This window comes from Allorhizobium pseudoryzae, assembly GCF_011046245.1.
In the GTDB taxonomy this organism is placed as follows: Bacteria; Pseudomonadota; Alphaproteobacteria; order Rhizobiales; family Rhizobiaceae; genus Neorhizobium; species Neorhizobium pseudoryzae.
In genome coordinates this window covers 3,416,189-3,439,461 of record NZ_CP049241.1, presented here as the reverse complement: position 1 = coordinate 3,439,461, position 23,273 = coordinate 3,416,189, and the positions used below count along the sequence as shown (strand labels likewise).

The following is a 23,273-nucleotide window of genomic DNA, read 5'->3' as shown; positions in this document are numbered from 1 at the left end:
ATGACCGTCTTTTCTCTTTTCCTGCCTGTCTGGCGGCTGTTTCGGTGGGCGGCGATCCTGCCGGTCATCCTGTGTGTGCTGGCACATCCGGCCGCAGCCCAGGCGCAAAAGGCGGACAGGCTGGATGCGACCGCCGGCTGGAGTGATACGGCGCGGCGTGCGGAAGAGGCCCTGCAGTCCGGTCTTGCCTCGTCGGAAGCCTTCGAGGTTCTGCGCTCGGAACTTGCCCAGCAGCGTGCGGATGCTGACGCGGCGGCGGAGGCCGGCGGGCTTGCGATCCGCCTCCTGAAGGCACAGATCGAAACGCTGGGACCATCGCCGGGCAAGGATCAGCCCGAGCCGGAAAAGGCCGCGCAGAGACGCAAGGCGCTTTCCGATGCGCTTGATGCGGCCGAAGCTCCGGTGGCTGCGGCGCGTCTGGCATCCGCCAGAGCCAATGTTCTGATCGAGGAGATCGACCGCCTCATCCGCACCCGTTCGGCGGAGGACCTGATGGCGCGCAAGCCATCACCGCTGCTTCCGTCCAGCTGGGAGACGACGGCGACCGAACTCGGCAAGTTCGCCACGAGGCTCAGCGAGGAGACCGCACGCTATGCCGCATTGAACCCCGATGAGGCCGAGATTTACGACAGCCGTCTGATCATCGCCCTCGGCATCCTGCTGGGAGCCTTGCTCCTTCCGGTCGGTGTCGGCCATTACGGGTTGATCCAGTTGGAGCGGCGGGTAACGGCGCCTCCCAACACGCTGCGCTTCATCCTCCAGGCCGGCGGCGTGCACATCATGCGGCTGGTGGTGTCGCTTGTTGCCGTGGCGCTGGTGATCGCAGCCGTGCTGCTCGCCGAATGGGGAATAACCTCGACCGCCAATCTCTCCGGCGCGATCCTCGGCGTGACGGTGATCTTCGTCGTGGCGAGCTGGATCGGCAACGTCCTGTTCACACCGAACCAGCCGGCCCTGCGCCTGGTTGGTCTCAGCGACGGCCTTGCGCGGACCTGCTACTGGTTGTCCATCGCCTTTGCCACGGCGCTTGGCATGGATGCGCTGGTCGATGGAGCGACAGAGGATTACCCCTTTTCCGCGCCGGCAACCTCGGTGCTGCAGGGCATCAGCATCCTGATCGGCTGCATCGTCCTGTCCGGCCTCGCGCGTGTTCTGTTTGCCGTGGCAAGAGAAGCGAAGGTCGATAAGGACGCGCTTGAGGATACGCCGTTCGGACCGGGCTTTTTCGTGTTTTCCGGTTATGCCATCCAGGCTTTGGCGGCTCTGTCGATCGTCGCCGCCAGCCTCGGCTACGTGCCGCTGGCGCGCGCCGGTCTGGCGCCCACCATGCTGAGCCTGACGATCTTCGGCCTTGCCTTCATTCTGCATCACGGGGTGATGATGCCGGTTCGCGCCGCGATGGCCGATCGTCAGTCATCGGTGGAACTCGTGTCCATGCTGCTCGGCATCCTGATCCTCGTCGTCAGTCTGCCGCTGCTGGCCATGGCCTGGGGCGCGCGTGAGGCGGAACTCGGCGAAATCTGGCGGTTGATCCAGAATGGCATCGATTTCGGAGGGGTGCGTCTGTCGCCAAGGGTGCTGATCGTACTCGGCGGCACGCTGGCGGTCGGCGTATTTCTGACGCGCTGGGTGCAGCGGGTGACGGACCGCGTCATCCTGCCGAAGACGCAGATCGACAGCGGCGCCCGCAATGCCATCAAGACCGGCCTCGGTTACGTCGGTTTCATCCTTTCGACCGTTCTTGCCATTTCGGCGGCGGGTCTCGATCTGTCGAACCTCGCCATTATTGCCGGTGCGCTTTCGGTCGGCGTCGGTTTCGGCATGCAGACCATCGTGTCGAACTTCGTCTCGGGCATCATTCTGCTGATCGAACGGCCGATCAAGGAGGGTGACTGGATCGAGGTGTCGGGTTTCTCCGGCACGGTGCGCAAGATTGCCGTGCGTTCGACCCGAATCGAAACCTTCGACAGACATGACGTCATCATTCCGAATGCGGACCTGATCGCCGGCACGGTGAAGAACATGACGCTGAGCTCGCAGATCGGCCGCATGATTCTGCCGATCGGCATTGCCTATGGGTCGGATGTGGAGCGCGCGACGACGATCATGCTGGAGGTCGCCAACGATCATTCCGGCGTGCTCTCCTATCCGCAGCCGCAGGTGTTCTTCCGCAATTTCGGCAACAATGCGCTGGATTTCGAGCTGCGGTGTTTCCTGCGGGACGTGGGCACTGAAATCAGCGTGCGCTCCGATCTCCTGTATGCCCTCAACGCCGCGCTTGCCGCTGCCGGCATTGAGATCCCCTTTGCCCAAAGCGACGTCACCATCCGCAATCTGGACCAGATCCTGGCCCAGGTGTCCGGCAAAGGGCAGGGCAAGGAGCAGGAGACACTTCCCGCGGATTCGCCGCAGCCTGCGGCATAATCGAACACATTGCCGCGCGATACCGTTGTTTGATCCGCAAATGTCGCTCTGCGTATTGCCCTTGGCGGGACCTCCCGCTAAGACGCCAACGCATCATTTCTCCAGGAGCCCGTCATGTCGCATCGAGATGCATTCTTCTCCCGTCCGCTTGCTGAAACCGATCCGGAAATTTTTGGCGCGATCGAGAAGGAACTGGGTCGCCAACGTCACGAGATCGAGCTGATTGCCTCGGAAAACATCGTGTCGCGCGCCGTTCTCGAAGCGCAGGGTTCGATCATGACCAACAAATACGCCGAGGGTTATCCGGGTAAGCGTTATTATGGTGGTTGCCAGTTCGTCGATATCGCCGAAGAACTCGCCATCGAGCGCGCCAAGAAGCTGTTCGGCGTCGATTTCGCCAACGTCCAGCCGAATTCCGGTTCGCAGATGAACCAGGCCGTCTTCCTCGCGCTCCTGCAGCCGGGCGATACCTTCATGGGTCTCGACCTCAACTCCGGTGGTCACCTGACCCACGGTTCCCCGGTCAACATGTCCGGCAAGTGGTTCAACGTCGTCTCCTACGGCGTGCGTGAAGACGACCACCAGCTCGACATGGATGAAGTGGCCCGCAAGGCCGAAGAGCACAAGCCGAAGCTGATCATTGCCGGCGGCACCGCCTATTCCCGCATCTGGGACTGGAAGCGCTTCCGCGAGATCGCCGATTCGGTCGGCGCCTACCTGATGGTCGACATGGCCCACATCGCCGGTCTGGTCGCCGGTGGCGTGCATCCGTCGCCGTTCCCGCACTGCCATGTGGCAACCACCACGACGCACAAGTCGCTGCGCGGCCCGCGCGGCGGCATGATCCTCACCAACCATGAGGATCTGGCAAAGAAGTTCAACTCCGCCGTCTTCCCGGGTCTGCAGGGCGGTCCGCTGATGCACGTGATTGCCGCGAAGGCCGTCGCCTTCGGTGAAGCGCTGCAGCCGGAGTTCAAGGATTACGCCGCCCAGGTCGTCAAGAACGCCAAGACGCTCGCCGATACGCTCATCAAGCACAATCTCGACATCGTCTCCGGCGGCACCGACAACCACCTGATGCTGGTCGATCTGCGCAAGAAGAACGCCACCGGCAAGCGGGCGGAAGCAGCGCTTGGCCGCGCCTTCATCACCTGCAACAAGAACGGCATCCCGTTCGACCCGGAAAAGCCCTTCGTCACCTCGGGTGTGCGTCTCGGTACCCCGGCCGGCACGACGCGCGGTTTCAAGGAAGCCGAATTCGCCGAAATCGGCAACCTGATCGCCGAAGTGCTCGACGGTCTGAAGGTCGCGAATTCCGATGAGGGCAATGCCGCGGTGGAAGCCGCCGTGCGGGACAAGGTCGTGACACTCACCGACCGTTTCCCCATGTACCCCTACATGTAAGAGGCATTTCAGGCGATGCGTTGCCCCTATTGCGGTTCCGAAGACACGCAGGTCAAGGATTCGCGTCCGGCGGAGGATTTCACCTCCATCCGCCGGCGGCGCATCTGCCCGGATTGCGGCGGGCGCTTCACCACCTTCGAGCGCGTGCAGTTGCGCGAGCTGATGGTGATCAAGAAGACCGGCCGCAAGGTCCCGTTCGACCGCAACAAGCTGGTGCGGTCGTTCCAGATCGCGCTGCGCAAGCGGCCCGTGGATCCCGACCGGATCGAACGGGCCGTCTCCGGCATCGTCCGCCGGCTGGAAAGCTCGGGCGAAAGCGAGATCAGTTCGGAACAGATCGGCCTTCAGGTTCTCGAAGCCCTGAAGAGCCTCGATGACGTTGCCTTCGTGCGCTATGCCTCGGTCTACCGCGACTTCTCCCATGCGGAGGATTTCGAGAAGGTGATTTCCGAGATCAACGCCAAGATCGGCCGCGACTCGACGGTGGAGCCGTAACATCGTGACCGTGACGCCCGAGGACCGGCGCTACATGGCAGCTGCCATCCGGCTCTCGCGTCGGCACACCGGTCTCACCTCCACCAATCCTTCCGTCGGCTGCGTCATCGTCAAGGACGGCATCGTCGTCGGCTCGGCTGTGACGGCGCGGGGAGGCCGCCCGCATGCCGAAACCCAGGCGCTTTCGATTGCCGGTGAGGCCGCCCGCGGCGCAACCGCCTATGTCACGCTCGAACCCTGCTCGCACTGGGGAAAGACGCCGCCCTGCGCCAATGCGCTGGTGGCCGCCGGGGTGTCCCGCGTCGTCGTCTGCCTCACCGATCCCGATCCCCGCGTTTCCGGTCGCGGCCTTGCCATCCTGCGCGAGGCCGGCATCGAGGTGGTGAGCGGCGTACTGGAGGAGGAGGGCCGCCAGGCGCTCGAAGCCTATCTCATGCGCCAGATGAAGGGCCGCCCGCATGTGACTCTGAAGCTTGCGGTTTCCGCCGACGGCATGATCGGTCGCAAGGGGGCAGGGCAGGTGGCGATCACCGGGCCCATCTCCCGCGCCCAGGTGCATGCGCTGCGCGCCGAAATGGACGCCATCCTCGTCGGCATCGGCACGGCGCTTGCCGATGATCCGGAACTGACGGTCCGGCTGCCGGGGCTCGAAGACCGTTCTCCCGTCCGCATCGTCCTCGATCGCCACCTGCGCCTGCCGCTGACCTCGAAACTGGTGCGGACGGCGGGGGATGTGCCGGTGATGGTGGCTGTGATGCCGGCTGCTGCGCGGTCAAGCGAGGTTCTGCCTGAAAAGACCCCCTCTGCCCTGCCGGGCATCTCCCCCACAAGGGGGGAGATCGAGGATGCGCACGCTCCGGCCCTTGAGAGGGAACAGCAAAAGGCAACGACCCGTTCGGCTCTTGAGACGCCAGAAGTCATACGGGAAACATTCAGCGGCGCCGACGGTGCCGCTCTGCCGATCTCCCCCCTTGTGGGGGAGATGCCCGGCAGGGCAGAGGGGGGTAACACCCACGCCGAACCGGCAATTTTGGCCGCCCGCCGCCAAGCCCTCACCGACGCCGGTGTCGAAGTCCTCGATGCCGCCGACCTGGCGGATCTCCTCACGCAGCTCGCCAGCCGCGGTCTCTCCTCGCTGTTGGTCGAAGGCGGGGCCTCTGTCGCCCGCGCCTTCCTGGAGGCGGGGCTCGTTGATCGCATCCTGCTCTTCGAGGGCGAGACGGTGATCGGTGAAGGCGGCATTGAATCGCCGCTGACGGCACACGATATCCCGAAGGATTACAAACCCGTCCGGCGCATGCGCTTCGGGGCGGACAGCTGCTGCGATTACGAAAGGGAATTCGAATGTTTACGGGTATCGTGACGGATGTCGGCACCGTGTCGGAGCTTCAGCCGCTGGACGAAGGTATCCGCCTGAGGATCGCCACCAACTACGACCCGGCAACGATCGATATCGGCGCCTCGATTTCGCATGGCGGCGTCTGCCTGACGGTGACCAAGCTGTCGGAAACCGAGAGCAACACCCGCTGGTACGAGGTGGAGGCCTGGGAAGAGGCGCTGCGGCTGACGACGATTTCCGCCTGGACCGTCGGCACCCGCGTCAACCTCGAACGGGCGCTGAAGATCGGCGACGAACTCGGCGGCCACATCGTCTCCGGCCATGTGGATGGCAAGGCGGAAATCCTCTCCGTCACCTCGGAAGGCGAGGCGGTGCGGATCCGCCTGCGGGCTCCGGCCGAGCTGGCGCGCTTCGTGGCTCCCAAGGGGTCGGTGGCGCTCGACGGCACCTCGCTCACCGTCAATGCCGTGGACGGCCCGGATTTCGACGTCCTGCTCATCCGTCACACGCTGGAAGTGACCACCTGGGGCGATCGCAAGGCTGGCGATTTCGTCAATTTCGAAGTGGATACGATGGCCCGTTATGCGGCGCGGCTGGCGGAGTTTCCAGTCGCTGCGAAGGCCGGATAAGCGGCGCCCGGCAACAAACCGGGCGCGCCTCACTCCGACGCACGTCAGCGGATGTAGAGCACGAAGCTGCCATCGGCTGCTTCGTCGGCAAAGATCACATTGTTCAGCTCCACATGCTGCGCCAGCAATTCGTGCTTCAGCGCAGGGTTTTCGCGGATTGCTTCCTGCACGCCGCGCACCTCCGGGCTCGCCGGCGACAGCGCGTTCAGCGTATCCTGAAACATGTCGTGCTTTTCGATCTCGTCCGTATTCATGACGAGAATGCGCGGATTGTGATCCGCCGCAAGCGCACGATCGGCTGGCAGCATGGTCGCATGGCTAGTGCCGGCAAGCGAGAGGGCAGCGATGATGCTGGCGGCGGTGACTGTGATGATCCTGGACATGGTTGCACTCCTCCGTGAACCTGACCGGCAGCGTGGGGAAATGCTGTGTGCCGGTCGTGATCATGGTCGCGCCGAAGGGACAAAAGGCCAACTCACCAGCGTGTGAGATTGGGTTAAATCTTGGACATCTTTCGCCGCAGCACCACCACCTCGCCATGATAGTCCGTGCGCGTTTCTTCCCGGAAACCGAGCCGCTCTGCAAGCGTGAGAGACGCGGCGTTCTCCGGCGCGATGATCGCCGTCATCTCCATGCCCGGATGATAAGTCTCTGCCCAGGTGATCATCGCCGTCACCGCCTCGCGGGCATAGCCCTTGCCGTGGAACTCCGGCAGCAGCACCCAGCCGGTTTCGAGCGTGCCGATCAGCGAGGGCGTCATGTCGCGGTGCACCTCGTGAAAGCCCGCTTCGCCGATGAAACGTCCCGTCGCCCGTTCCTCGATGGCGAGGAAACCGAAGCCCATGTGATGCCACATGCCGGCCCGGTGCATCAGCCGCTGCCAGGTGGCTTCGGCGGTGGAAGGCGTGCCCCCGATGTAGCGGACCACCTCCGGATCGGCCCAGAGCGTGCAGAAGCTGTCGTAATCGTCCGCCCGGTGGGCTCTCAGCACCAGTCTGGAGGTGGTGATTGTCGGTATGTCGCGCATGGCTGCAGTCTCGGTTGTCGTCGGAGATCACCTTCTACGCCGGATCTGCAGGGCCTGCACAGCAGCCCGTCTGCGAAAATCGCTTGCCAATCCGCGCGCGGCGTGATTTGACCGCGCCAATTCCCAACATCTCAAATCGCAGAATTGCGACCAGGACGACCCATGACCGATTCTTTGAAGCCTCATCTCCTCATCGTCGAAGCCCGTTTCTACGACGATATGGCCGACGCGCTGCTCCATGGCGCGACCTCGGCCCTGGAAGAGGCCGGCGCCACCTATGATGTGATCACCGTTCCGGGCGCACTTGAAATCCCGCCGGCGATCGCCATGGCGCTCGATGCCGCCGAACAGGGTGGCGTCAACTATGATGGGTTCGTGGCCCTCGGCATGGTCATTCGCGGCGAGACCTATCATTTCGACATCGTCTCGAACGAATCCTCGCGTGCGCTGATGGACCTCGCCGTGTCGGAATCGCTTGCCATCGGCAACGGCATCATGACCGTCGAAAACGACGATCAGGCCTGGGCGCGTGCCAAGAAGAGCGACAAGGACAAGGGCGGTTTTGCCGCCCGTGCGGCGCTCTCCATGATCGCGCTGCGTGAAAAGCTGGGTGCCTGAGCCATGTCGAAGGATCTGCAGCAGCCGGTGAAGCCGGCGAACCAGCGTGGTGCCGCCCGTCTCGCCGCCGTGCAGGCGCTTTATCAGATGGATATCGGCGGCACCGGCGTGCTCGAAGTCGTGGCCGAATACGAAGAACACCGTCTCGGCCAGGAGCTGGATGGCGACACCTATCTGAAGGCGGATCCGTCCTGGTTCCGCTCGATCGTCGCCGGCGTCGTGCGCGACCAGACAAAAATCGATCCGCTGGTGCGGGCAACGCTTCTCGAAAGCTGGCCGCTGTCGCGCCTGGATTCGACGCTGCGCGCCATCCTGCGTGCCGGCACCTTCGAGATCCTCGAGCGCAAGGATGTGCCCGTACCGGTCATCGTGACCGAATATGTGGAGATCGCCCAGGCCTTCTTCGAAGGCGAGGAGCCCAAGATCGTCAATGCGGTTCTCGACCGCATTGCCAAGCAGGTTCGCGGCGACATCAAGAAATAGGCGTAACACGACATGGACAATGCGGGCGGCGATGGACTGGAACGGCAGCTGAAGGCCGCCAAACGCAACGTCGCCTTCCTGGCGGCAGCGCAGGCCATTCTCGGCTCCGCGGCGCCCTTGTCCATTTCGGTCGGGTCGCTCGCCGGTTACCAGTTGCTTGCAGCCGACAAGTCGCTCGCCACCGCTCCGGTCACCGGCTTTAACGTCGGAACCGCGATCGGCGCCATGGCGATTGCCTTCGTCTCGCGCTTCATGGGCCGCCAGGCCGCCTTCATGACCGGCGCCCTCATCGGCGCCTCCGGCGGCGCGCTTGCCACGATCGCGCTCTTTCGCGCCGATTTCTGGCTGTTTGCCATTTCCCTGATGATGATCGGCATCAGCGGCGGCTTTACCCAGAAAATCCGTTTTGCCGCCGCCGATGCCTCGCCCTCGCACTACAAACCCAAGGCGATTTCCTGGATTCTCGGCGCCGGCATCGTCTCGGCCGTCGTCGGCCCGCAGCTCGCCATCTGGGCAAAGGATCTGTTCGAGCCGATCACCTTTGCCGGAACCTTCCTGGCGCTGGTGCCGCTCTGCCTCGCCGCGATCGGCATCCTGCTGTTCCTCAAGCTTCCCGAACCGGCCAAGGCGACGGCCACCAGCCAGCCGGCCCGCCCGCTGCGCGAGATCATCACCACGCAGCGCTTCGCGACCGGCATGATCTGCGGCATCGGCACCTATGCGCTGATGTCCTTCGTGATGACCGGCGCGCCGCTTGCCATGGTCATCGGCTGCGGCTTCCCGACGGAACTTGCGACACTCGGCATCCAGTGGCACGTGCTCGCCATGTTCGGCCCGAGCTTCTTCACCGGCATGATCATCGCCCGCTTCGGCGCCGAAAAGGTCGTCGCCATGGGGCTCGTCACGCTGATGGCCTGCGCGGTTGTCGCCCATATGGGCATCGAACTCTGGAATTTCTGGGCAGCGCTCGTGCTGCTCGGCATCGGCTGGAACTTCGGCTTCATCGGCGCCACCGCCATCGTCGCCTCCACCTATCGCCCGCATGAGGCCGACAAGGTGCAGGGGTTCCACGACATCATCCTGTTCGGCACCGTGGCGCTATCGTCCTTCTCGTCCGGCAAGGTGTTCACCGCCTATGGCTGGAGCATCATGAACCTCTTCATCTGGCCGGTCGCGATCCTCTGCCTGATTCTCGTCGGCCTGCTGATTCTGAGTGGCCGCCCCGCCGCTGCGGCTTGATTTTCCGCAGATACATCTCCCCGCATCTGAAATAGCCTCGCAAACGTACCCTTGCCGGGGAAACCCTTGACGCCATTTCCGGAGAGCCGCAATCTCGCATCCGGGCGACAACACGGGCTTCTTGGGAGGGGAGCGTTGCCGTTCCGTGCCGGTGCAATGATTGCGGCCGGATTTTTGGGAGAGGAACAATCGTATGACAGTAATACTGGGTGTGATCGTCTGCGGCCTCCTGTCGGTGGTGTATGCCGTCTGGGCCACACGGTCGGTCCTCGCGGCTGACCAGGGCAATCAGCGAATGCAGGAAATTGCGGGCTATATCCGGGAAGGCGCACAGGCCTACCTGACCCGTCAGTACATGACCATCGCCATCGTCGGCGTCGTGGTCGCCATCGCAACATGGCTTCTTCTGTCCGGCCTTGCGGCCATCGGCTTCATCATCGGCGCCGTCCTGTCCGGTGCTGCCGGCTTCATCGGCATGCACGTCTCCGTCCGCGCCAATGTCCGCACGGCGCAGGCCTCTTCGCACAGCCTGTCCGCGGGCCTCGAGATCGCCTTCAAGTCCGGCGCCATCACCGGCATGCTGGTGGCGGGTCTCGCGCTGCTCGGCGTCGCGATCTATTACGCCATCCTCGTCTACGGCTTCGGCAATGCGCCCGGCAGCCGCCATGTCATCGATGCGCTGGTGGCGCTCGGTTTCGGCGCCTCGTTGATTTCGATCTTCGCCCGCCTCGGCGGCGGCATCTTCACCAAGGGCGCCGATGTCGGCGGCGATCTCGTCGGCAAGGTGGAAGCCGGCATTCCGGAAGACGACCCGCGCAACCCGGCCACGATTGCCGACAACGTGGGCGACAATGTCGGCGATTGCGCCGGCATGGCGGCCGACCTCTTCGAGACCTATGCCGTCTCCGTCGTCGCAACCATGGTTCTGGCGGCGATCTTCTTTGCCGGCGTCCCCGCACTCGGCGACATCATGCTCTATCCGCTGGCGATCTGCGGCGCCTGCATCATCACCTCGATCATCGGCACCTTCTTCGTCAAGCTCGGCGCCAACGGCTCGATCATGGGCGCCCTCTACAAGGGCCTGATTGCGACCGGCATCCTCTCCATCGTCGGCATGGGCGCCGCCACCTCGTTCACCATCGGCTGGGGTTCGATCGGCACCGTCGCCGGCATGGAGATCACCGGCACCAATCTCTTCCTGTGCGGCATTCTCGGCCTGGTGGTGACGGCCCTCATCGTCGTCATTACGGAATATTACACCGGCACTAACAAGCGCCCGGTCAATTCGATCGCCCAGGCCTCCGTCACCGGCCACGGCACCAATGTCATCCAGGGGCTTGCCATTTCGCTGGAATCGACGGCCCTGCCGGCCATCGTCATCGTCGGCGGCATCATTGCCACCTATCAGTTGGGCGGCCTGTTCGGCACCGGCATTGCGGTGACCGCCATGCTCGGCCTTGCCGGCATGATCGTGGCGCTCGATGCCTTCGGCCCGGTCACCGACAATGCCGGCGGCATCGCCGAAATGGCGGGCCTGCCGCCGGAAGTGCGCAAGTCCACCGATGCGCTGGACGCGGTCGGCAATACGACGAAGGCCGTCACCAAGGGCTATGCGATCGGGTCTGCCGGTCTCGGCGCGCTGGTGCTGTTTGCGGCTTACGCCAACGACTTGAGCTACTTCGCCGCCAATGGCCAGCAATATCCCTATTTCGCCGGCATCGGCGAGATCTCCTTCAGCCTCGCCAATCCTTATGTCGTGGCGGGCCTCCTCTTCGGCGGCCTGATCCCGTATCTCTTCGGCGGCATGGCAATGACCGCCGTCGGGCGTGCCGCGGGGTCCATCGTTGAGGAAGTGCGCAAGCAGTTCCGCGAGCGCCCCGGCATCATGGCCGGCACTGAGCGGCCGGATTACGGTCGCGCGGTGGATATTCTCACCAAGGCCGCCATCCGCGAAATGATCGTGCCATCGCTTCTGCCGGTGCTGGCGCCGATCGTCGTCTATTTCGGCGTTCTGCTGATCTCCGGCTCCAAGGCCTCGGCCTTTGCGGCGCTCGGTGCCTCGCTTCTCGGCGTCATCATCAACGGTCTCTTCGTGGCGATCTCGATGACGTCGGGCGGCGGTGCCTGGGACAATGCCAAGAAGAGCTTCGAGGATGGTTTCGTCGATAAGGACGGCACCCGCCACATGAAGGGGTCGGATGCGCACAAGGCCTCCGTCACCGGAGATACGGTCGGCGACCCCTACAAGGATACGGCAGGCCCCGCCGTCAATCCGGCGATCAAGATCACCAATATCGTCGCGCTGCTGCTTTTGGCGATCCTCGCCGCCTGAGGCTGCGAAAGACCGCCTGAAACGAAAGAACCCGCGGAGCGATCCGCGGGTTCTTTGTATCGGAGAGAAGAAAAACCTTACTGGCCGCCCAGCAGGTTGCGCACCGCCGAGCCCGCGGCACCGGCTGCACCGCCGCCGCCTGTCAGCAGCTGCTGCAGGAAGGTCAGATCCTTGCCGCCGGTCGGTGTCGTGCGGCTGATCGTGTCGAACACCTTGCCGTCCTGCATCGTGTAGATCGCGCGGCGGGCAACGGTGCCTTCCTTGTTGAAATAGATCGCCACCACCGTCTGTTCGACGAGCTTCGGCTTCATGAAGGCGACGGGGCGCTCGCGCTTCTGGGAGATGTAATAGAAGACCTCGCCGTCGAAGGTCGCCGTCGTCGAGGGCGTGCCCATGGAGAGCAGGACCTGTTCGCGGCTCGATCCTTCCGGAATGAGATCAAGCGAATCCTTGTCCAGCACGTAACCGTTATAGATGGTTTCGCCGATGCCCATGTTGGAAGTCGTGCAGCCCGCAAGTCCAAGCGACACACCGAAAGCCAGCATGGCGGCCTTGCCCATCATTCCCATGTCAGACTGAAACACGCGCTTCTTCAACACCTTGACCTCATGTGCTCGCCGGCCACGACCTCCGGCCTCTGCTGGAACAGCATTGTGGCTATTCCGCGAACGTTGCCGCACGAATCGTCAAAGACCAGGCTCCGTTGCGTCTTCTCCTCTGGCGAAACGGCTCCGGCATTGCAATTCGTGCCTGCTTCGGTAAACCAGCTTTGGTTTCCATGCAACAAGGCTGGCGGTGCCGGCGGTCGCTTTGGCGACGAAGAGAGCAGGCTTTTATGATCTTCGGGCTGTTCGGCAAGAAAAATAACAATCGCATCATTGTCGATCGGCAGTACGCCGCCTTGACTTCCGCGGCGCGCGTTCCTTTCTACTACACCGATATGGACGTGCCGGACACGGTGATGGGCCGTTTCGAGATGGTGTCCGCGGTGATGATTCTGTTCTTCCGCCGGACGGCAAAATCGGAAACGAGCGGTCAGGAACTGGCCCAGGAAATCATCGACGCTTTTTTCACGGATATCGACCATTCGATCCGCGAACTGGGAATCGGAGACCAGGGCGTGCCGAAACGCATGAAGAAGCTGGCCGCGATGTTCTATGGCCGGCTGCAGGCCTATGCCGCGGCGCTCGATGCATCAGATGCAACGGAACTGGCCGCGGCGTTGAGACGCAACATCCATCCGGATGCCGCAGATGCGCCGACGATGGAGCCGCTTGCCCGCTTTCTGCTGCAGGTGGAACAGGAATTGAAGACAGTGCCGGAGGAGACGATCGCACGAGGTCAACTCGTGATCCCGTCGCCCGGCCATTGAGGACATGATGATCGAAAAGACTGAACGTCGCGCAAGGCCGCCATTTTCCTATGGCGTGAAGGTGGGACACATTTCCGCAAATCCCGTCACCGTCCATCTCAAGGCGGACGAGCGGGAGCGGGCGGCGCTTGCCGAACTCTGGAAGGTCGTGTCCGTCGAGGAACTGTCGGCCGAAATGCAGGTCGCGCGCTGGAAAAAGGATGGCGTGCGCCTGAAGGGCCAGGTGAAGGCGCGGCTGACTCAGGCCTGCGTCGTGACGCTCGAGCCGGTGGAGAGCGTGATCGAGGAACCCTTCGAGCAGATCTTCGTGCCGGAGGGCTCGAAGCTCGCCCGCTTGATGGGCAATGGCGACAGCAGCGAGATGGTGCTCGACCCCGACGGTCCGGATCTGCCGGAAATGTTCGAGGGCGACACGATCGACGCCGGCGTCACGGTGGCGGAATTCGTGGCTCTCGCCATCGATCCTTATCCCCGCAAGCCGGGGGTTGAATTTGCCGATCATATTGAAGCTGACGATAGCAAGGCAGACGCAAAACCCAATCCGTTTGCGGTGCTGAAGGATTGGAAAAGCAAGGAATAGATTTGCATTCATCCGCCAATGAGTTGTATGGGCGGCTGAACCGACGGGATCGGCTGCGATTTCGCCAGAAGTGGGACGGAAGGACCAGGAACGCGTGATCAGAATTTCTCTCGATGCCATGGGTGGTGATTTTGGTCCCTCCGTGGTGATACCAGGCGCTGCCAAGGCGCTTGAACGCCATCCGGACGTGACCTTCCTCATCTTCGGCCGCAAGGACGAATGCGAACCGATCCTCGACCGCTTTCCGAAGCTGAAGGATAAATCGACCTTCCACGATTGCGAAGTCGCCGTCACCATGGATGAAAAGCCGAGCGCTGCGCTTCGACGCGGTCGCTACGTGTCCAGCATGTGGCGGTCGATCGAGGCGGTGAAGACGGGCGAGGCGGATGTGGTTGTCTCTGCCGGCAATACCGGCGCGCTGATGGCCATGGCAAAATTCTGCCTGCGCACCATGGCGACCATCGAGCGCCCGGCGATTGCCGGTATCTGGCCGACCCTGCGGGGCGAAAGCATCGTGCTCGATGTCGGCGCGACGATCGGTGCCGATGCGCAGCAGCTTCTCGATTTCGCCCTGATGGGCGGCGCCATGGCGCGCGCGCTCTTCGAGATCGAACGCCCGACGGTCGGCCTGCTGAATGTCGGCGTCGAAGAGGTGAAGGGCCAGGAAGAGGTCCGCGAAGCGGGCCGGATGATCCGCGAGGCGAACCTCTCCACCATTTCCTATCACGGCTTTGTCGAAGGCAATGATATCGGCCGCGGCGTGGTCGATGTGGTGGTGACGGAAGGTTTTACCGGCAACATTGCCTTGAAAACGGCGGAAGGCACTGCCAAGCAGATGGCGGAGCTGTTGCGCTCGGCCATGTCGCGCACCATCTGGGCCAAGATCGGCTATCTGTTTGCCAAGGGCGCCTTTGACCGCCTGCGCGAGAAGATGGACCCGCGCAAGGTCAATGGCGGCGTCTTCCTCGGGCTGAACGGCATCGTCATCAAGAGCCATGGCGGCACCGATGCGGAAGGTTATGCATCTGCCATCGACGTCGGTTACGACATGGCCCGCAATGCGCTGAACGAAAAGATCGCGCAGGATTTGAAAACATATCACGCCCGCCGCCTGCCACCCGCAGGACCGGAAGAAGCAGCGTGAAGACAGGAAACACTCAAGCATGATCCGTTCAGTTGTTCGAGGCTTTGGATCGGCACTGCCGAAACGCGTGGTTCCCAACAAGGAACTGGAAGAGAAGGTGGAAACGTCCGACGAGTGGATCGTGCAGCGCACGGGCATCCGTCAGCGTTACATTGCCGGCGAGGGCGAAACGACCGCGTCGCTGGGCGAGCAGGCGGCCCGCGCCGCGCTCGACAATGCCGGGCTGACGGTTGCCGACATCGACGTGGTGATCGTGGCAACCTCGACGCCCGACAACACCTTCCCGGCCACCGCCGTCAACATCCAGAACCGTCTCGGCATGACGCACGGCTATGCCTTCGACGTCCAGGCCGTCTGTACCGGCTTTGTCTACGCCATGGCGACGGCGGACGCACATCTGCGCGCCGGTCTTGCCAAGCGCGCGCTGGTCATCGGCGCGGAAACCTTCTCGCGGATCCTCGACTGGAACGACCGCACGACCTGCGTGCTCTTCGGTGACGGCGCAGGCGCGCTCGTCCTTGAAGCCCAGGAAGGCGAGGGCACCGTCAATGATCGTGGCGTCCTGACCGCGCATCTGCGCTCGGACGGCTCGCACAAGGACAAGCTCTATGTCGATGGCGGGCCCTCGACCACCGGCACCGTCGGCCATCTGCGCATGGAAGGCCGCGAGGTCTTCAAGCATGCCGTCGGCATGATCACCGATGTCATCGTTGCCGCTTTCGAGGCGACAGGCACGACGGCGGAAGACCTCGACTGGCTCGTTCCCCACCAGGCGAACCGCCGCATCATTGATGGGTCGGCCAAGAAACTCGGCATTCCGCTGGAAAAGGTCGTCGTGACCGTGGACCTGCACGGCAACACCTCGGCGGCGTCGATTCCCCTGGCACTCGCGGTTGCAGCCGCCGACGGGCGCATCAAGAAAGGCGATCTGGTGATGCTGGAGGCCATGGGCGGCGGCTTCACCTGGGGCGCGCTGCTCATTCGCTGGTAATGTCGTCTTTACAAGCGCTTGACCCGGGACGACAACGAACATAGTGTTTGGGCGCGTTGATAAAACAAGACATTTCACGGGCGGGGGTCATGGCCGGCAAAACAGTGACACGGGCGGATTTGGCAGAGTCGGTGTTTCGCAAGGTCGGGCTGTCCCGGACCGAATCGGCGGAACTCGTGGAAACCGTGATTGACGAGATCTGCAACGCCATCGTGCGGGGCGAAACCGTCAAGCTCTCGTCGTTTGCGACCTTCCAGGTCCGCGCCAAGAACGAGCGCATCGGTCGAAACCCGAAGACGGGCGAAGAAGTGCCGATCTCGCCGCGCAAGGTGATGACGTTCAAGGCGTCCAATGTGCTGAAGCAGCGCATTCTGAAGGCGCATCTGCTGCGCAAGGCCAAACAGAAGCCTGCCAATCCGGCCGCCTGAGCGGGGCGGACCGGCATCTGTTCACAATCTCCGAAAGAACTTGAATTGCGCGGCGCAAACCGTTGAAATGCGGCTCGTCGTGTCGTGTTTCGGCACAGCGTGAGTCGCAGAATTCTGGAGTGAGCCCGCGTGGAAAAAAGTCCGGATGCTTTCCGCACCATCAGCGAGGTGGCAGACGACCTCGACCTGCCGCAGCACGTGCTCAGGTTCTGGGAAACCCGTTTTCCGCAGATCAAGCCGATGAAGCGCGGCGGCGGGCGCCGCTACTACCGCCCGGAAGATGTCGATCTTCTGAAGGGCATCCGGCATCTGCTCTATGATCACGGCTATACGATCAAGGGCGTTCAGAAGCTTTTGAAGACCAACGGCAACAAGTTCGTCTCGGCAATTGCCTCTGGCGATGTGGCCACCATGGAAGCCATCATGGCGGCCAACAGCGACCGAGGGGCAGGCGAGCCGAAGATCGGCGGCAGCGACGAAGAGGATCAGATCGTCGGTCGCGCCAAGACCAAGCCGAGCGGCCGATTCTTCGGCTTCGGCGGGGCGGGCGATGACAGCGCGCTCGACATTGCCGCCGGCAAGAGCGCCATCGGCAAGGAAGACCGCGCTTTGCTGCAGGAGGCGCTCTTCGATCTCCTCGAATGCAAACGCCTGCTCGATCAGGTCCGCTGAGCGGGCCGCCTCAACCCATTTTCCTCATCCCGCCCCGCCGACCGGTGTCAGTACGATGCCGGAACCGCCGCAATCCGGGCACTCCTGTCCGTCGATTTCGCCGCTGCCTGCGCAGCGCCGGCAGGTGTTTTCCGCTGCGTCCGGTGTTCCGGGCGGCACGGCATCGGGGTTTGCGGGTGTGGAAGGATTTCGTCTCTCGTCTGCCATGGCTGTTCAGTCTCCATCGTGTTCTGGAAACGAACGGCAACAGGCGGACATGGTTCCGCAGCAGCGAAACCGTGTTTGGGACAACAATCTTTTTTGGAGAAGGACCGGGCATCTGGGGGATGCTGCGGCTGATTTTGAAATGGTCGGGGCGGCGGGATTTGAACCCACGACCCCTTGACCCCCAGTCAAGTGCGCTACCGGGCTGCGCTACGCCCCGACCCGCTTCGTTGCCGAAGCACGACCTCCATAATGACTTGCCGGCTGCGGTGCAAGACCTAAAGTGGACAAGCCCACTGCAATCAACGGAAGTTCGGCGTGCGGGTCGCGTTCATCAGCAGTTCGTGTTCGGAGGCAAAGGGGCCGAGCAGCTTCAGCAGGCGGTTTTCCTCGCGCTGATCGAGGCGATAACGCTTGGCGAATTCGCTGACATTCCAGACCCTTTTCAGACCTTGGCTCACAACCGTCTGCTGATCGAGATGCTGTGTCATGTCTTCCCCTTTATTGTTCTCATGGCTGTCGGCATGCCACCAGCGCCATGCTCTCAAGATTCGCGCTGATATAGTTGCAAAACAGTGAATATACGTCTTTGACGCGCGTCAATTCTCCTCGACACGCACGCCGTCGCTGGAGATGCTCATTTCCACGCCCTTGGGCTTGGTTTCCTCGCGCACGACATAGGCGCCGAGGCCGACGACCACGACGACGAGGGCACCAATCACGAGGTAGAGGCTGTTGCTGCGGTTCAAGGGGAACTCCTTCATCTTCTTCTTCCTGCCGCATGAACGCGGCAGGGTGACAAGGGTTCCCGTGTCCGGTGACGGTTTATCCGTCGTTGTAGGAGTTGAGATTTTCCGGCCGCAGACCCTCGTCCGCCGCCTGTTTGCGCAGCCTCAGTCCCGGCCCGATGCCGGGGTCGTCCTCGCCGCTGGCCAGGAAGACGATGCCGTGCCGCTCGAAGGTGGTGCGCAGCGTTTCCAGCGTGCGACTGTCACCGGCGCCCCCTTCATTTTCGAGGGCAGAGAGATCGTCCACCGAAAGCCCCGTGTCGCGGGCGAGCGTTTCGAGAGATAGGTTCAGCATGGCGCGCGCGGCGCGGATCTGTTCGTGCGTGATCATGAAGAGGATGTGGATCGTTTGGGCGTCAGGTCAAGGGCCGGATCGGCTGCCGCGGCAGTCCGGTCAGGCGATCGGCCGGGACTGCTGAGCCGCGAGGCGGTTGCGGCGCTTGTGCGCCTGCTCCAGCGCAAAGCAGCCCCAGATGATGCCGAACAGCATGTAGGCATGGCGCCAGTGGTCGATGTCGATGACATTGCCGATCAGCGCATGGCCGAGCAGACAGATCCAGGCGATCATCAGATAGGGTTGCCAGGGCCGTTCGCGCAAAAGCGAGCGGAAGCCGATGATCAGCGTCGCCCACATCAGGGTCACGTAGCTGACGAAACCGAGCCAGCCATAGGTGGTGAGCGATTTCAGCCAGATATTGTGCTCGTCCTCGCCGAACATCTTGCCGAGCACCATGGGTCCGAGCCCGAGCGGGCGCTCCATCGACATGAGGAAACCCAGCTTGTGGCGTTCGAAACGGCCAAGCCGCGCACCGTCATATTCCTGCACCAGCTTGGCGCGGTTGAGGAAGAGTTCGGAGACCTTCTTCGATTGCATGGCGCCGGCAATCGCCACCATCAGGATCAGAACGGCGGCAATCGCCAGGCTGAAGATCTTCAGCCGGAAGGCGGCCGTGCGTTCCTTCAGCAGCATCACCACAACAAGCGCAATCGCGGCAAACAGGAACAGACCCCAGGCGGCGCGCGAAAAGGAGAGGAAAATGCCGAGCACCAGGACGAGTAGCCCGACGACATAGATCGGCGAACGGGCCAGCGAGCCGCTGAGAATCCGGTACATCAAATAGAGGGCAGGGGCGACCAGATAGGGGCCGAACACGTTCGGGTCCTGGAAGGCGCCCTTGGCGCGGTCGTAGAGGGTAAACACCTCGGCGCCGGGAAAGGCGTGGAAATAGCCGAGAATGCCGAGCATGGAGGTGATCGTCGCCCCCGCCACCCAGGCCTGGAAGATCAGTTTCAGCCGGCGATGGTCATCCTCGATGATCGCGGCATAGAAGACCGAGGAGAGCGCCAGGAACAGCGAGACGGCGATATACATCGGCCCGCCGCTGATGTCCTTCATCACGGTCAGCGAGAACATGCCGCCGATGTTGAAGAGCAAAAAGAGGATCAAGAGCGGCGCCACCGCCCGCGAGATCTTGAGGCCGAGCAGGAACCAGAGCGCGATCTGCACCGCCATCAGCAGTTCGTAAGGGGCGGGCTCGGAGATGACGAATCCCGACAGGAAGACGCCCAGCGCCACCAGCGCCGACCCCAGCAGGCGCACGCCGGCCAGTTGCGGCTTGAACGGTTTCGGGCCTGTGTCGATGATCAGGGTCAATAGGCATTCTCCGTGTTGAGAAGCCGGATCGGCGTCAGCACCAGGATCTTCAGATCGAGCCACAGCGACCAGTTTTCGATGTAGTGCAGATCGTAGGCGGTGCGGGCGCGGATTTTCTCGTCGCTGTCGAGTTCGCCGCGCAAGCCGTTGATCTGGGCCCAGCCGGTGACGCCGGGTTTGACGCGATGGCGGGCGAAGTAGCTCTCCACCACGTCCACATATTTGCGCTCGCCGGTCTGGGCATGCACCGCATGCGGCCGCGGGCCGACCAGCGACAGCTCGCTGCGCAGCACGTTGAACAGCTGCGGCAGTTCATCCAGCGAGGACTTGCGCAGGAAGCGCCCGACCGGCGTCACGCGCGGATCGTTCTTCGTCACCGCCTTCTTGGCGGTCGGATCGCTAAGCTCGGTGTACATCGAACGGAATTTCAGGACATCGATGACCTCGTTGTTGAAGCCATGGCGTTTCTGCACGAAGAAGACCGGCCCTTTCGAGGTCGCCTTCACCGCAATGGCGCAGGCAATCATCACCGGCCAGGCAACGGTAAGCGCCAGGATGGAGAAGGTGAGGTCGAAGAGGCGTTTTGCCACCGAATCCCAGTCGCGCAGCGGCTTGTCGAAGATATCGAGCATCGGCACGCTGCCCACATGGCTGTAGGCGCGGGGCCGAAAGCGCAGCTGCTGCGCATGGGCGGCGAGCCGGATATCGACCGGCAGCACCCAGAGTTTCTTGACCAGTTGCAGGATCCGCTGCTCGGCGGTGGCCGGAAGCGCAATGATCAGCATGTCGATGCGGGCAAGCCGTGCGAATTCCACCAGTTCGCAGAAGGTGCCGAGCTTCGGATAACCGGCCACCACATCCGGCGAACGGGCGTTGCCGCGATCATCGAAGATGCCGCAGATGCGGATGTCGTTGTCGGGCTGCTGCTCCAGCGCCCGCACCAGGTCCTTGGCCGGCTGGCCGCCGCCGACGATGACCGCCCGGCGCTCCATGATGCCGTTGCGTGACCAGTTGCGGATACCGAAGGCCATCAGATACCGGGCACCAATGAGCACCAGGCCGTCGACGATCAGCGACACGAGCGACGTGCCGAGCGGGAGCCGGCTGTCGAGAAGAAGAGCGAGAAGGTTTTGCAGCAGGAAGGCCGAAATCCAGGCCATCCCCAGCCGCAGCGTAATGCGGTGCGGCGCGCGCAGCGACGGGATCTGATAGGCATCGGCAATCTGAAGGAAAAGTACGCTGAAGGCGGCACCGAAGCCGATCGTCAGCAGGTGCCACAGGAAGCCGGCCGCATCGCCGTAGCCGACAAGCAGTGCGACGGCGAGACCACTTACCGTCAGGAGCGCCCATTCGAGCAGCCGGATCTTGCCGATCAGCATGGCGGGGCTGGTGGTCTCATCACGGAACTGCTCCGCGATCTGCCGGGCGAACGCGTTGAGCTCCGGCGGTGCGTCCGTCCCGCCGGTCGAGCTGCGGTCGTAGAAGTCCGATACCTTGCGGCGCAGGGCCTCGACGTCGAATCCGTCCTGCTTTACCGGCTCAGTCATGGCCAGGGTCCCATTGGTCGCTCAACATGCGGGGAATGTGTCTCATTCTCCCCCAATCCCGAGACATATCAGCAAGATGCTAAGAAAGTTTTGAGCTTTGGTCTGTCAGCAATTTCCGGTAGAGCTGCATCATGTCACCGGCCATGTGGGATGCGGAAAAGACGGAGCGGAAATCGTCCGGCCGTGGCATCGCGCGCTCCTTCCAGCCGGGCTCGGTCAGTGCCTGACCCATCAGACGCGCAAGGCCAGCCGCATCGCCTGGTGCGGCGAGTGCCGGGCTCTCCTCTCCCATCACCTCGGGAATGCCGCCGACGCGGGTGGCAATCAGCGGTTTTTCCGCCGCCAGGGCCTCGAGAACAATGTAGGGCATGGCCTCGGCGCGGGACGGAACGACGACGATCTTTGCCATGGCAAAAGCCTCGCGTGCCGGCATGGCGTCATGCAGGGTGAGGCGGTCCGAGAGGCCACGCGCATGAATTCTCTGCCGGTAACGCTCCTTGTCGGGTCCATCGCCGACCATGACGGCGGAGAGGGGACGTCCAAGGCTCCGTTCGACCGTCTCAAAGGCATCGATGAAGACGTCCGGTCCCTTCAGGTCGCGCATCATCCCGATATAGAGGAAATCGGCTCCGTCAGGTCCTGTCGGGATGGCGGCGAACTCGTCGTCGGTGATGCCGTTGTAGATCACCTGGGCCGGAATGCGCGGACGCCCCACCTTGGCCTCATAGGTGCGCCGCTCGAAGTCGCAGACGAACACCAGCTGGTCGGTGAAGCGCTCCAGAAAGCGTTCCAGCCGCAGCACCACCTGTCCGGAGGGGCGGTTCCGGTCATAATGCAGGCTTCCGCCGTGCGGGGAATAAAGGCGGGCGACGCAATACCTGTTTACCCGCAACAGTGAGCCGATCAACCGCACGACGACGCCGCCCTTGGCGCCGTGTCCGTGCAAAATGTCCGGCTTCAAACTCTTGATGTGCCTGTAGCTCGCCTGCAGCGCCACGAGGTCCGACGGGCTGATCGCGCGCCGGATCGGCAGGCGGTTCAGACCGAGGGATAGATGCGGCAGAAGAGCCTCGAACAGTTTTTCCTCATGCGCGCCGCCGGTGGAGCTGTCGCACAGAATACCCACCGCATGGCCTTCCGCCGCATGCCGCTCCACGAGATCGCGCACATGCCGGAAGATCCCGCCGACCGGCGAGCGGAAACAGTGGATGATCCTGAGTGGAGCCTCGTTGGCGGCCATCGGATTTAGAACAGCCGCTCGCGGACGTAGATGGTGTCTCCGGCCAGCACGGTGCTCGAGATCGTCGTGCGTCCGGTCAGCACCCGGCCATTGATCTTGCGGGTAACGTCCACGTCACGCTGGTTGCCGCGGGCGGTAAAGCCGCCGGCCACCGCGACGGCATTCTGCACCGTCATGCCGGGCACGTAGGAATACTGGCCGGGACGACCCACTTCGCCCATCACGAAGACGGGGCGGTAGCGATCGACCTCGATCGTCACATCCGGATCGCGCAGATACCCCTGGCGCAGCTTGGCGGCCAGCGCGCCTTCGAGGCTTGCCATCGTTTCGCCGCGGGCAGGCACCTGGCCGACCAGCGGGAAGGAGATATAGCCCGCCTGATCGACGGTGTAGGTATTGCTGAGGTTCGGCTGGTCGAACACCGTCACGCGCAGACGGTCGCCGCTGTCCAGCCGGTAGGGCTGGATGGTGGCCTGCTGAAAGGACTTCGGCGCCGGCTGATAAGAGGTGCAACCGGACAGGGCCATGGCCACGACGCTGGCGAGCGCCCATGCCAACATTGGTTTGCGACGTGCGAAAATCATCCGCGCGGACTCCGGCTGAAAAAACATGAGTGCTGTTATCCATCCGTTAGGGTTAATGCCCGGTAAAGAGGTGGCGCAC

Annotated in this window: 26 protein-coding genes and 1 tRNA gene; 15 read left to right on the top strand and 12 right to left on the bottom strand. The window is 63.0% G+C overall.

From position 1 onward, the window contains the following. From G6N78_RS16770 to G6N78_RS16750, 5 genes are all read left to right on the top strand, one after another. A complete protein-coding gene (locus G6N78_RS16770) occupies window positions 1-2,424 on the top strand; it encodes a DUF3772 domain-containing protein (protein ID WP_165220531.1) in 2,424 nt (807 codons plus the stop codon). Between the two features lie 114 nt (window positions 2,425-2,538). Further along, window positions 2,539-3,828, top strand: a complete 1,290-nt coding sequence (glyA, locus tag G6N78_RS16765) for a serine hydroxymethyltransferase (RefSeq protein ID WP_165220528.1) — start codon at window positions 2,539-2,541, stop codon at window positions 3,826-3,828. A 15-nt stretch (window positions 3,829-3,843) separates the two neighbouring features. Next, complete coding sequence (gene nrdR, locus G6N78_RS16760; RefSeq protein WP_165220525.1) at window positions 3,844-4,323, top strand: transcriptional regulator NrdR; 480 nt, start codon at window positions 3,844-3,846, stop codon at window positions 4,321-4,323. Window positions 4,324-4,327: 4 nt separating this feature from the next. After that, a complete protein-coding gene (gene ribD, locus G6N78_RS16755) occupies window positions 4,328-5,686 on the top strand; it encodes a bifunctional diaminohydroxyphosphoribosylaminopyrimidine deaminase/5-amino-6-(5-phosphoribosylamino)uracil reductase RibD (RefSeq protein ID WP_165220522.1) in 1,359 nt (452 codons plus the stop codon). Beyond that, a complete protein-coding gene (locus G6N78_RS16750; protein ID WP_165220519.1) occupies window positions 5,668-6,291 on the top strand; it encodes a riboflavin synthase in 624 nt (207 codons plus the stop codon). The genes ribD and G6N78_RS16750 overlap by 19 nt, the downstream gene beginning before the upstream one ends. A 44-nt stretch (window positions 6,292-6,335) precedes the next feature. Here G6N78_RS16750 and G6N78_RS16745 read toward each other — a convergent pair whose 3' ends face one another. Beyond that, the gene (locus G6N78_RS16745; protein ID WP_165220516.1) at window positions 6,336-6,674 is read right to left on the bottom strand and encodes a hypothetical protein; all 339 of its coding nucleotides are present in this window, start codon (window positions 6,672-6,674) and stop codon (window positions 6,336-6,338) included. 113 nt (window positions 6,675-6,787) lie between these two features. Next, the gene (locus G6N78_RS16740) at window positions 6,788-7,318 is read right to left on the bottom strand and encodes a GNAT family N-acetyltransferase (RefSeq protein WP_165220513.1); all 531 of its coding nucleotides are present in this window, start codon (window positions 7,316-7,318) and stop codon (window positions 6,788-6,790) included. 162 nt (window positions 7,319-7,480) lie between these two features. Between G6N78_RS16740 and ribH the strand changes: the two genes are divergently transcribed. From ribH to G6N78_RS16720, 4 genes are all read left to right on the top strand, one after another. Next, a complete protein-coding gene (gene ribH, locus G6N78_RS16735; protein WP_165220510.1) occupies window positions 7,481-7,936 on the top strand; it encodes a 6,7-dimethyl-8-ribityllumazine synthase in 456 nt (151 codons plus the stop codon). Window positions 7,937-7,939: 3 nt separating this feature from the next. After that, on the top strand, window positions 7,940-8,419 hold the full coding sequence (nusB, locus tag G6N78_RS16730; protein ID WP_165220507.1) for a transcription antitermination factor NusB: 480 nt from the start codon (window positions 7,940-7,942) through the stop codon (window positions 8,417-8,419). Window positions 8,420-8,431: 12 nt separating this feature from the next. After that, entirely contained in the window at window positions 8,432-9,658 is a 1,227-nt protein-coding gene (locus G6N78_RS16725) for an MFS transporter (protein WP_165220504.1), read from the top strand. Between the two features lie 193 nt (window positions 9,659-9,851). Then, on the top strand, window positions 9,852-11,990 hold the full coding sequence (locus G6N78_RS16720) for a sodium-translocating pyrophosphatase (RefSeq protein ID WP_165220501.1): 2,139 nt from the start codon (window positions 9,852-9,854) through the stop codon (window positions 11,988-11,990). A gap of 77 nt (window positions 11,991-12,067) precedes the next feature. On the opposite strand, the gene G6N78_RS16715 is transcribed toward G6N78_RS16720, so the two are convergent. Continuing rightward, window positions 12,068-12,559, bottom strand: a complete 492-nt coding sequence (locus G6N78_RS16715; protein WP_165221912.1) for an outer membrane protein assembly factor BamE — start codon at window positions 12,557-12,559, stop codon at window positions 12,068-12,070. Window positions 12,560-12,768: 209 nt separating this feature from the next. On the opposite strand from G6N78_RS16715, the gene G6N78_RS16710 reads away from it, so the two are divergent. From G6N78_RS16710 to G6N78_RS16685, 6 genes are all read left to right on the top strand, one after another. Further along, window positions 12,769-13,362, top strand: coding sequence for a ubiquinol-cytochrome C chaperone family protein (locus tag G6N78_RS16710; RefSeq protein WP_165221909.1), 594 nt, complete (start codon window positions 12,769-12,771; stop codon window positions 13,360-13,362). 7 nt (window positions 13,363-13,369) lie between these two features. Further along, a complete protein-coding gene (locus tag G6N78_RS16705; RefSeq protein WP_165220498.1) occupies window positions 13,370-13,942 on the top strand; it encodes a YceD family protein in 573 nt (190 codons plus the stop codon). A 94-nt stretch (window positions 13,943-14,036) separates the two neighbouring features. After that, window positions 14,037-15,086 carry a phosphate acyltransferase PlsX gene (gene plsX / locus G6N78_RS16700; protein WP_165220495.1) on the top strand — a complete coding sequence of 350 codons (1,050 nt, stop codon included), beginning with the start codon at window positions 14,037-14,039 and terminating at the stop codon, window positions 15,084-15,086. Window positions 15,087-15,105: 19 nt separating this feature from the next. After that, window positions 15,106-16,077, top strand: coding sequence for a beta-ketoacyl-ACP synthase III (locus G6N78_RS16695; protein ID WP_165220492.1), 972 nt, complete (start codon window positions 15,106-15,108; stop codon window positions 16,075-16,077). Window positions 16,078-16,166: 89 nt separating this feature from the next. Next, entirely contained in the window at window positions 16,167-16,505 is a 339-nt protein-coding gene (locus G6N78_RS16690) for an integration host factor subunit alpha (RefSeq protein ID WP_165220489.1), read from the top strand. Window positions 16,506-16,634: 129 nt separating this feature from the next. Continuing rightward, window positions 16,635-17,177 (top strand): MerR family transcriptional regulator, encoded by a 543-nt coding sequence (locus tag G6N78_RS16685; RefSeq protein WP_165220486.1) that lies wholly within the window; start codon window positions 16,635-16,637, stop codon window positions 17,175-17,177. Between the two features lie 24 nt (window positions 17,178-17,201). On the opposite strand, the gene G6N78_RS16680 is transcribed toward G6N78_RS16685, so the two are convergent. The 9 genes from G6N78_RS16680 to G6N78_RS16640 all read right to left on the bottom strand — a co-directional run bounded on the left by G6N78_RS16680 (window position 17,202) and on the right by G6N78_RS16640 (window position 23,170). Continuing rightward, window positions 17,202-17,384 carry a hypothetical protein gene (locus tag G6N78_RS16680; RefSeq protein WP_165220483.1) on the bottom strand — a complete coding sequence of 61 codons (183 nt, stop codon included), beginning with the start codon at window positions 17,382-17,384 and terminating at the stop codon, window positions 17,202-17,204. Window positions 17,385-17,524: 140 nt separating this feature from the next. Further along, window positions 17,525-17,601 (bottom strand) — tRNA-Pro (locus tag G6N78_RS16675). An 82-nt stretch (window positions 17,602-17,683) separates the two neighbouring features. Then, a complete protein-coding gene (locus G6N78_RS16670; protein ID WP_165220480.1) occupies window positions 17,684-17,872 on the bottom strand; it encodes a hypothetical protein in 189 nt (62 codons plus the stop codon). A gap of 108 nt (window positions 17,873-17,980) precedes the next feature. Further along, entirely contained in the window at window positions 17,981-18,145 is a 165-nt protein-coding gene (locus G6N78_RS16665) for a hypothetical protein (protein ID WP_165214244.1), read from the bottom strand. 61 nt (window positions 18,146-18,206) lie between these two features. Continuing rightward, complete coding sequence (locus G6N78_RS16660; protein ID WP_165220477.1) at window positions 18,207-18,500, bottom strand: helix-turn-helix domain-containing protein; 294 nt, start codon at window positions 18,498-18,500, stop codon at window positions 18,207-18,209. Window positions 18,501-18,563: 63 nt separating this feature from the next. Continuing rightward, window positions 18,564-19,823, bottom strand: coding sequence for an O-antigen ligase family protein (locus G6N78_RS16655; protein WP_165220474.1), 1,260 nt, complete (start codon window positions 19,821-19,823; stop codon window positions 18,564-18,566). After that, window positions 19,820-21,370, bottom strand: coding sequence for an undecaprenyl-phosphate glucose phosphotransferase (locus G6N78_RS16650; protein ID WP_165220471.1), 1,551 nt, complete (start codon window positions 21,368-21,370; stop codon window positions 19,820-19,822). Before G6N78_RS16650 ends, G6N78_RS16655 begins: the two co-directional genes overlap by 4 nt. A 79-nt stretch (window positions 21,371-21,449) precedes the next feature. Continuing rightward, window positions 21,450-22,610 carry a glycosyltransferase family 4 protein gene (locus tag G6N78_RS16645; protein ID WP_165220455.1) on the bottom strand — a complete coding sequence of 387 codons (1,161 nt, stop codon included), beginning with the start codon at window positions 22,608-22,610 and terminating at the stop codon, window positions 21,450-21,452. Between the two features lie 5 nt (window positions 22,611-22,615). Further along, a complete protein-coding gene (locus tag G6N78_RS16640) occupies window positions 22,616-23,170 on the bottom strand; it encodes a polysaccharide biosynthesis/export family protein (RefSeq protein ID WP_370691527.1) in 555 nt (184 codons plus the stop codon). Between the last annotated feature and the right edge of the window lie 103 nt (window positions 23,171-23,273).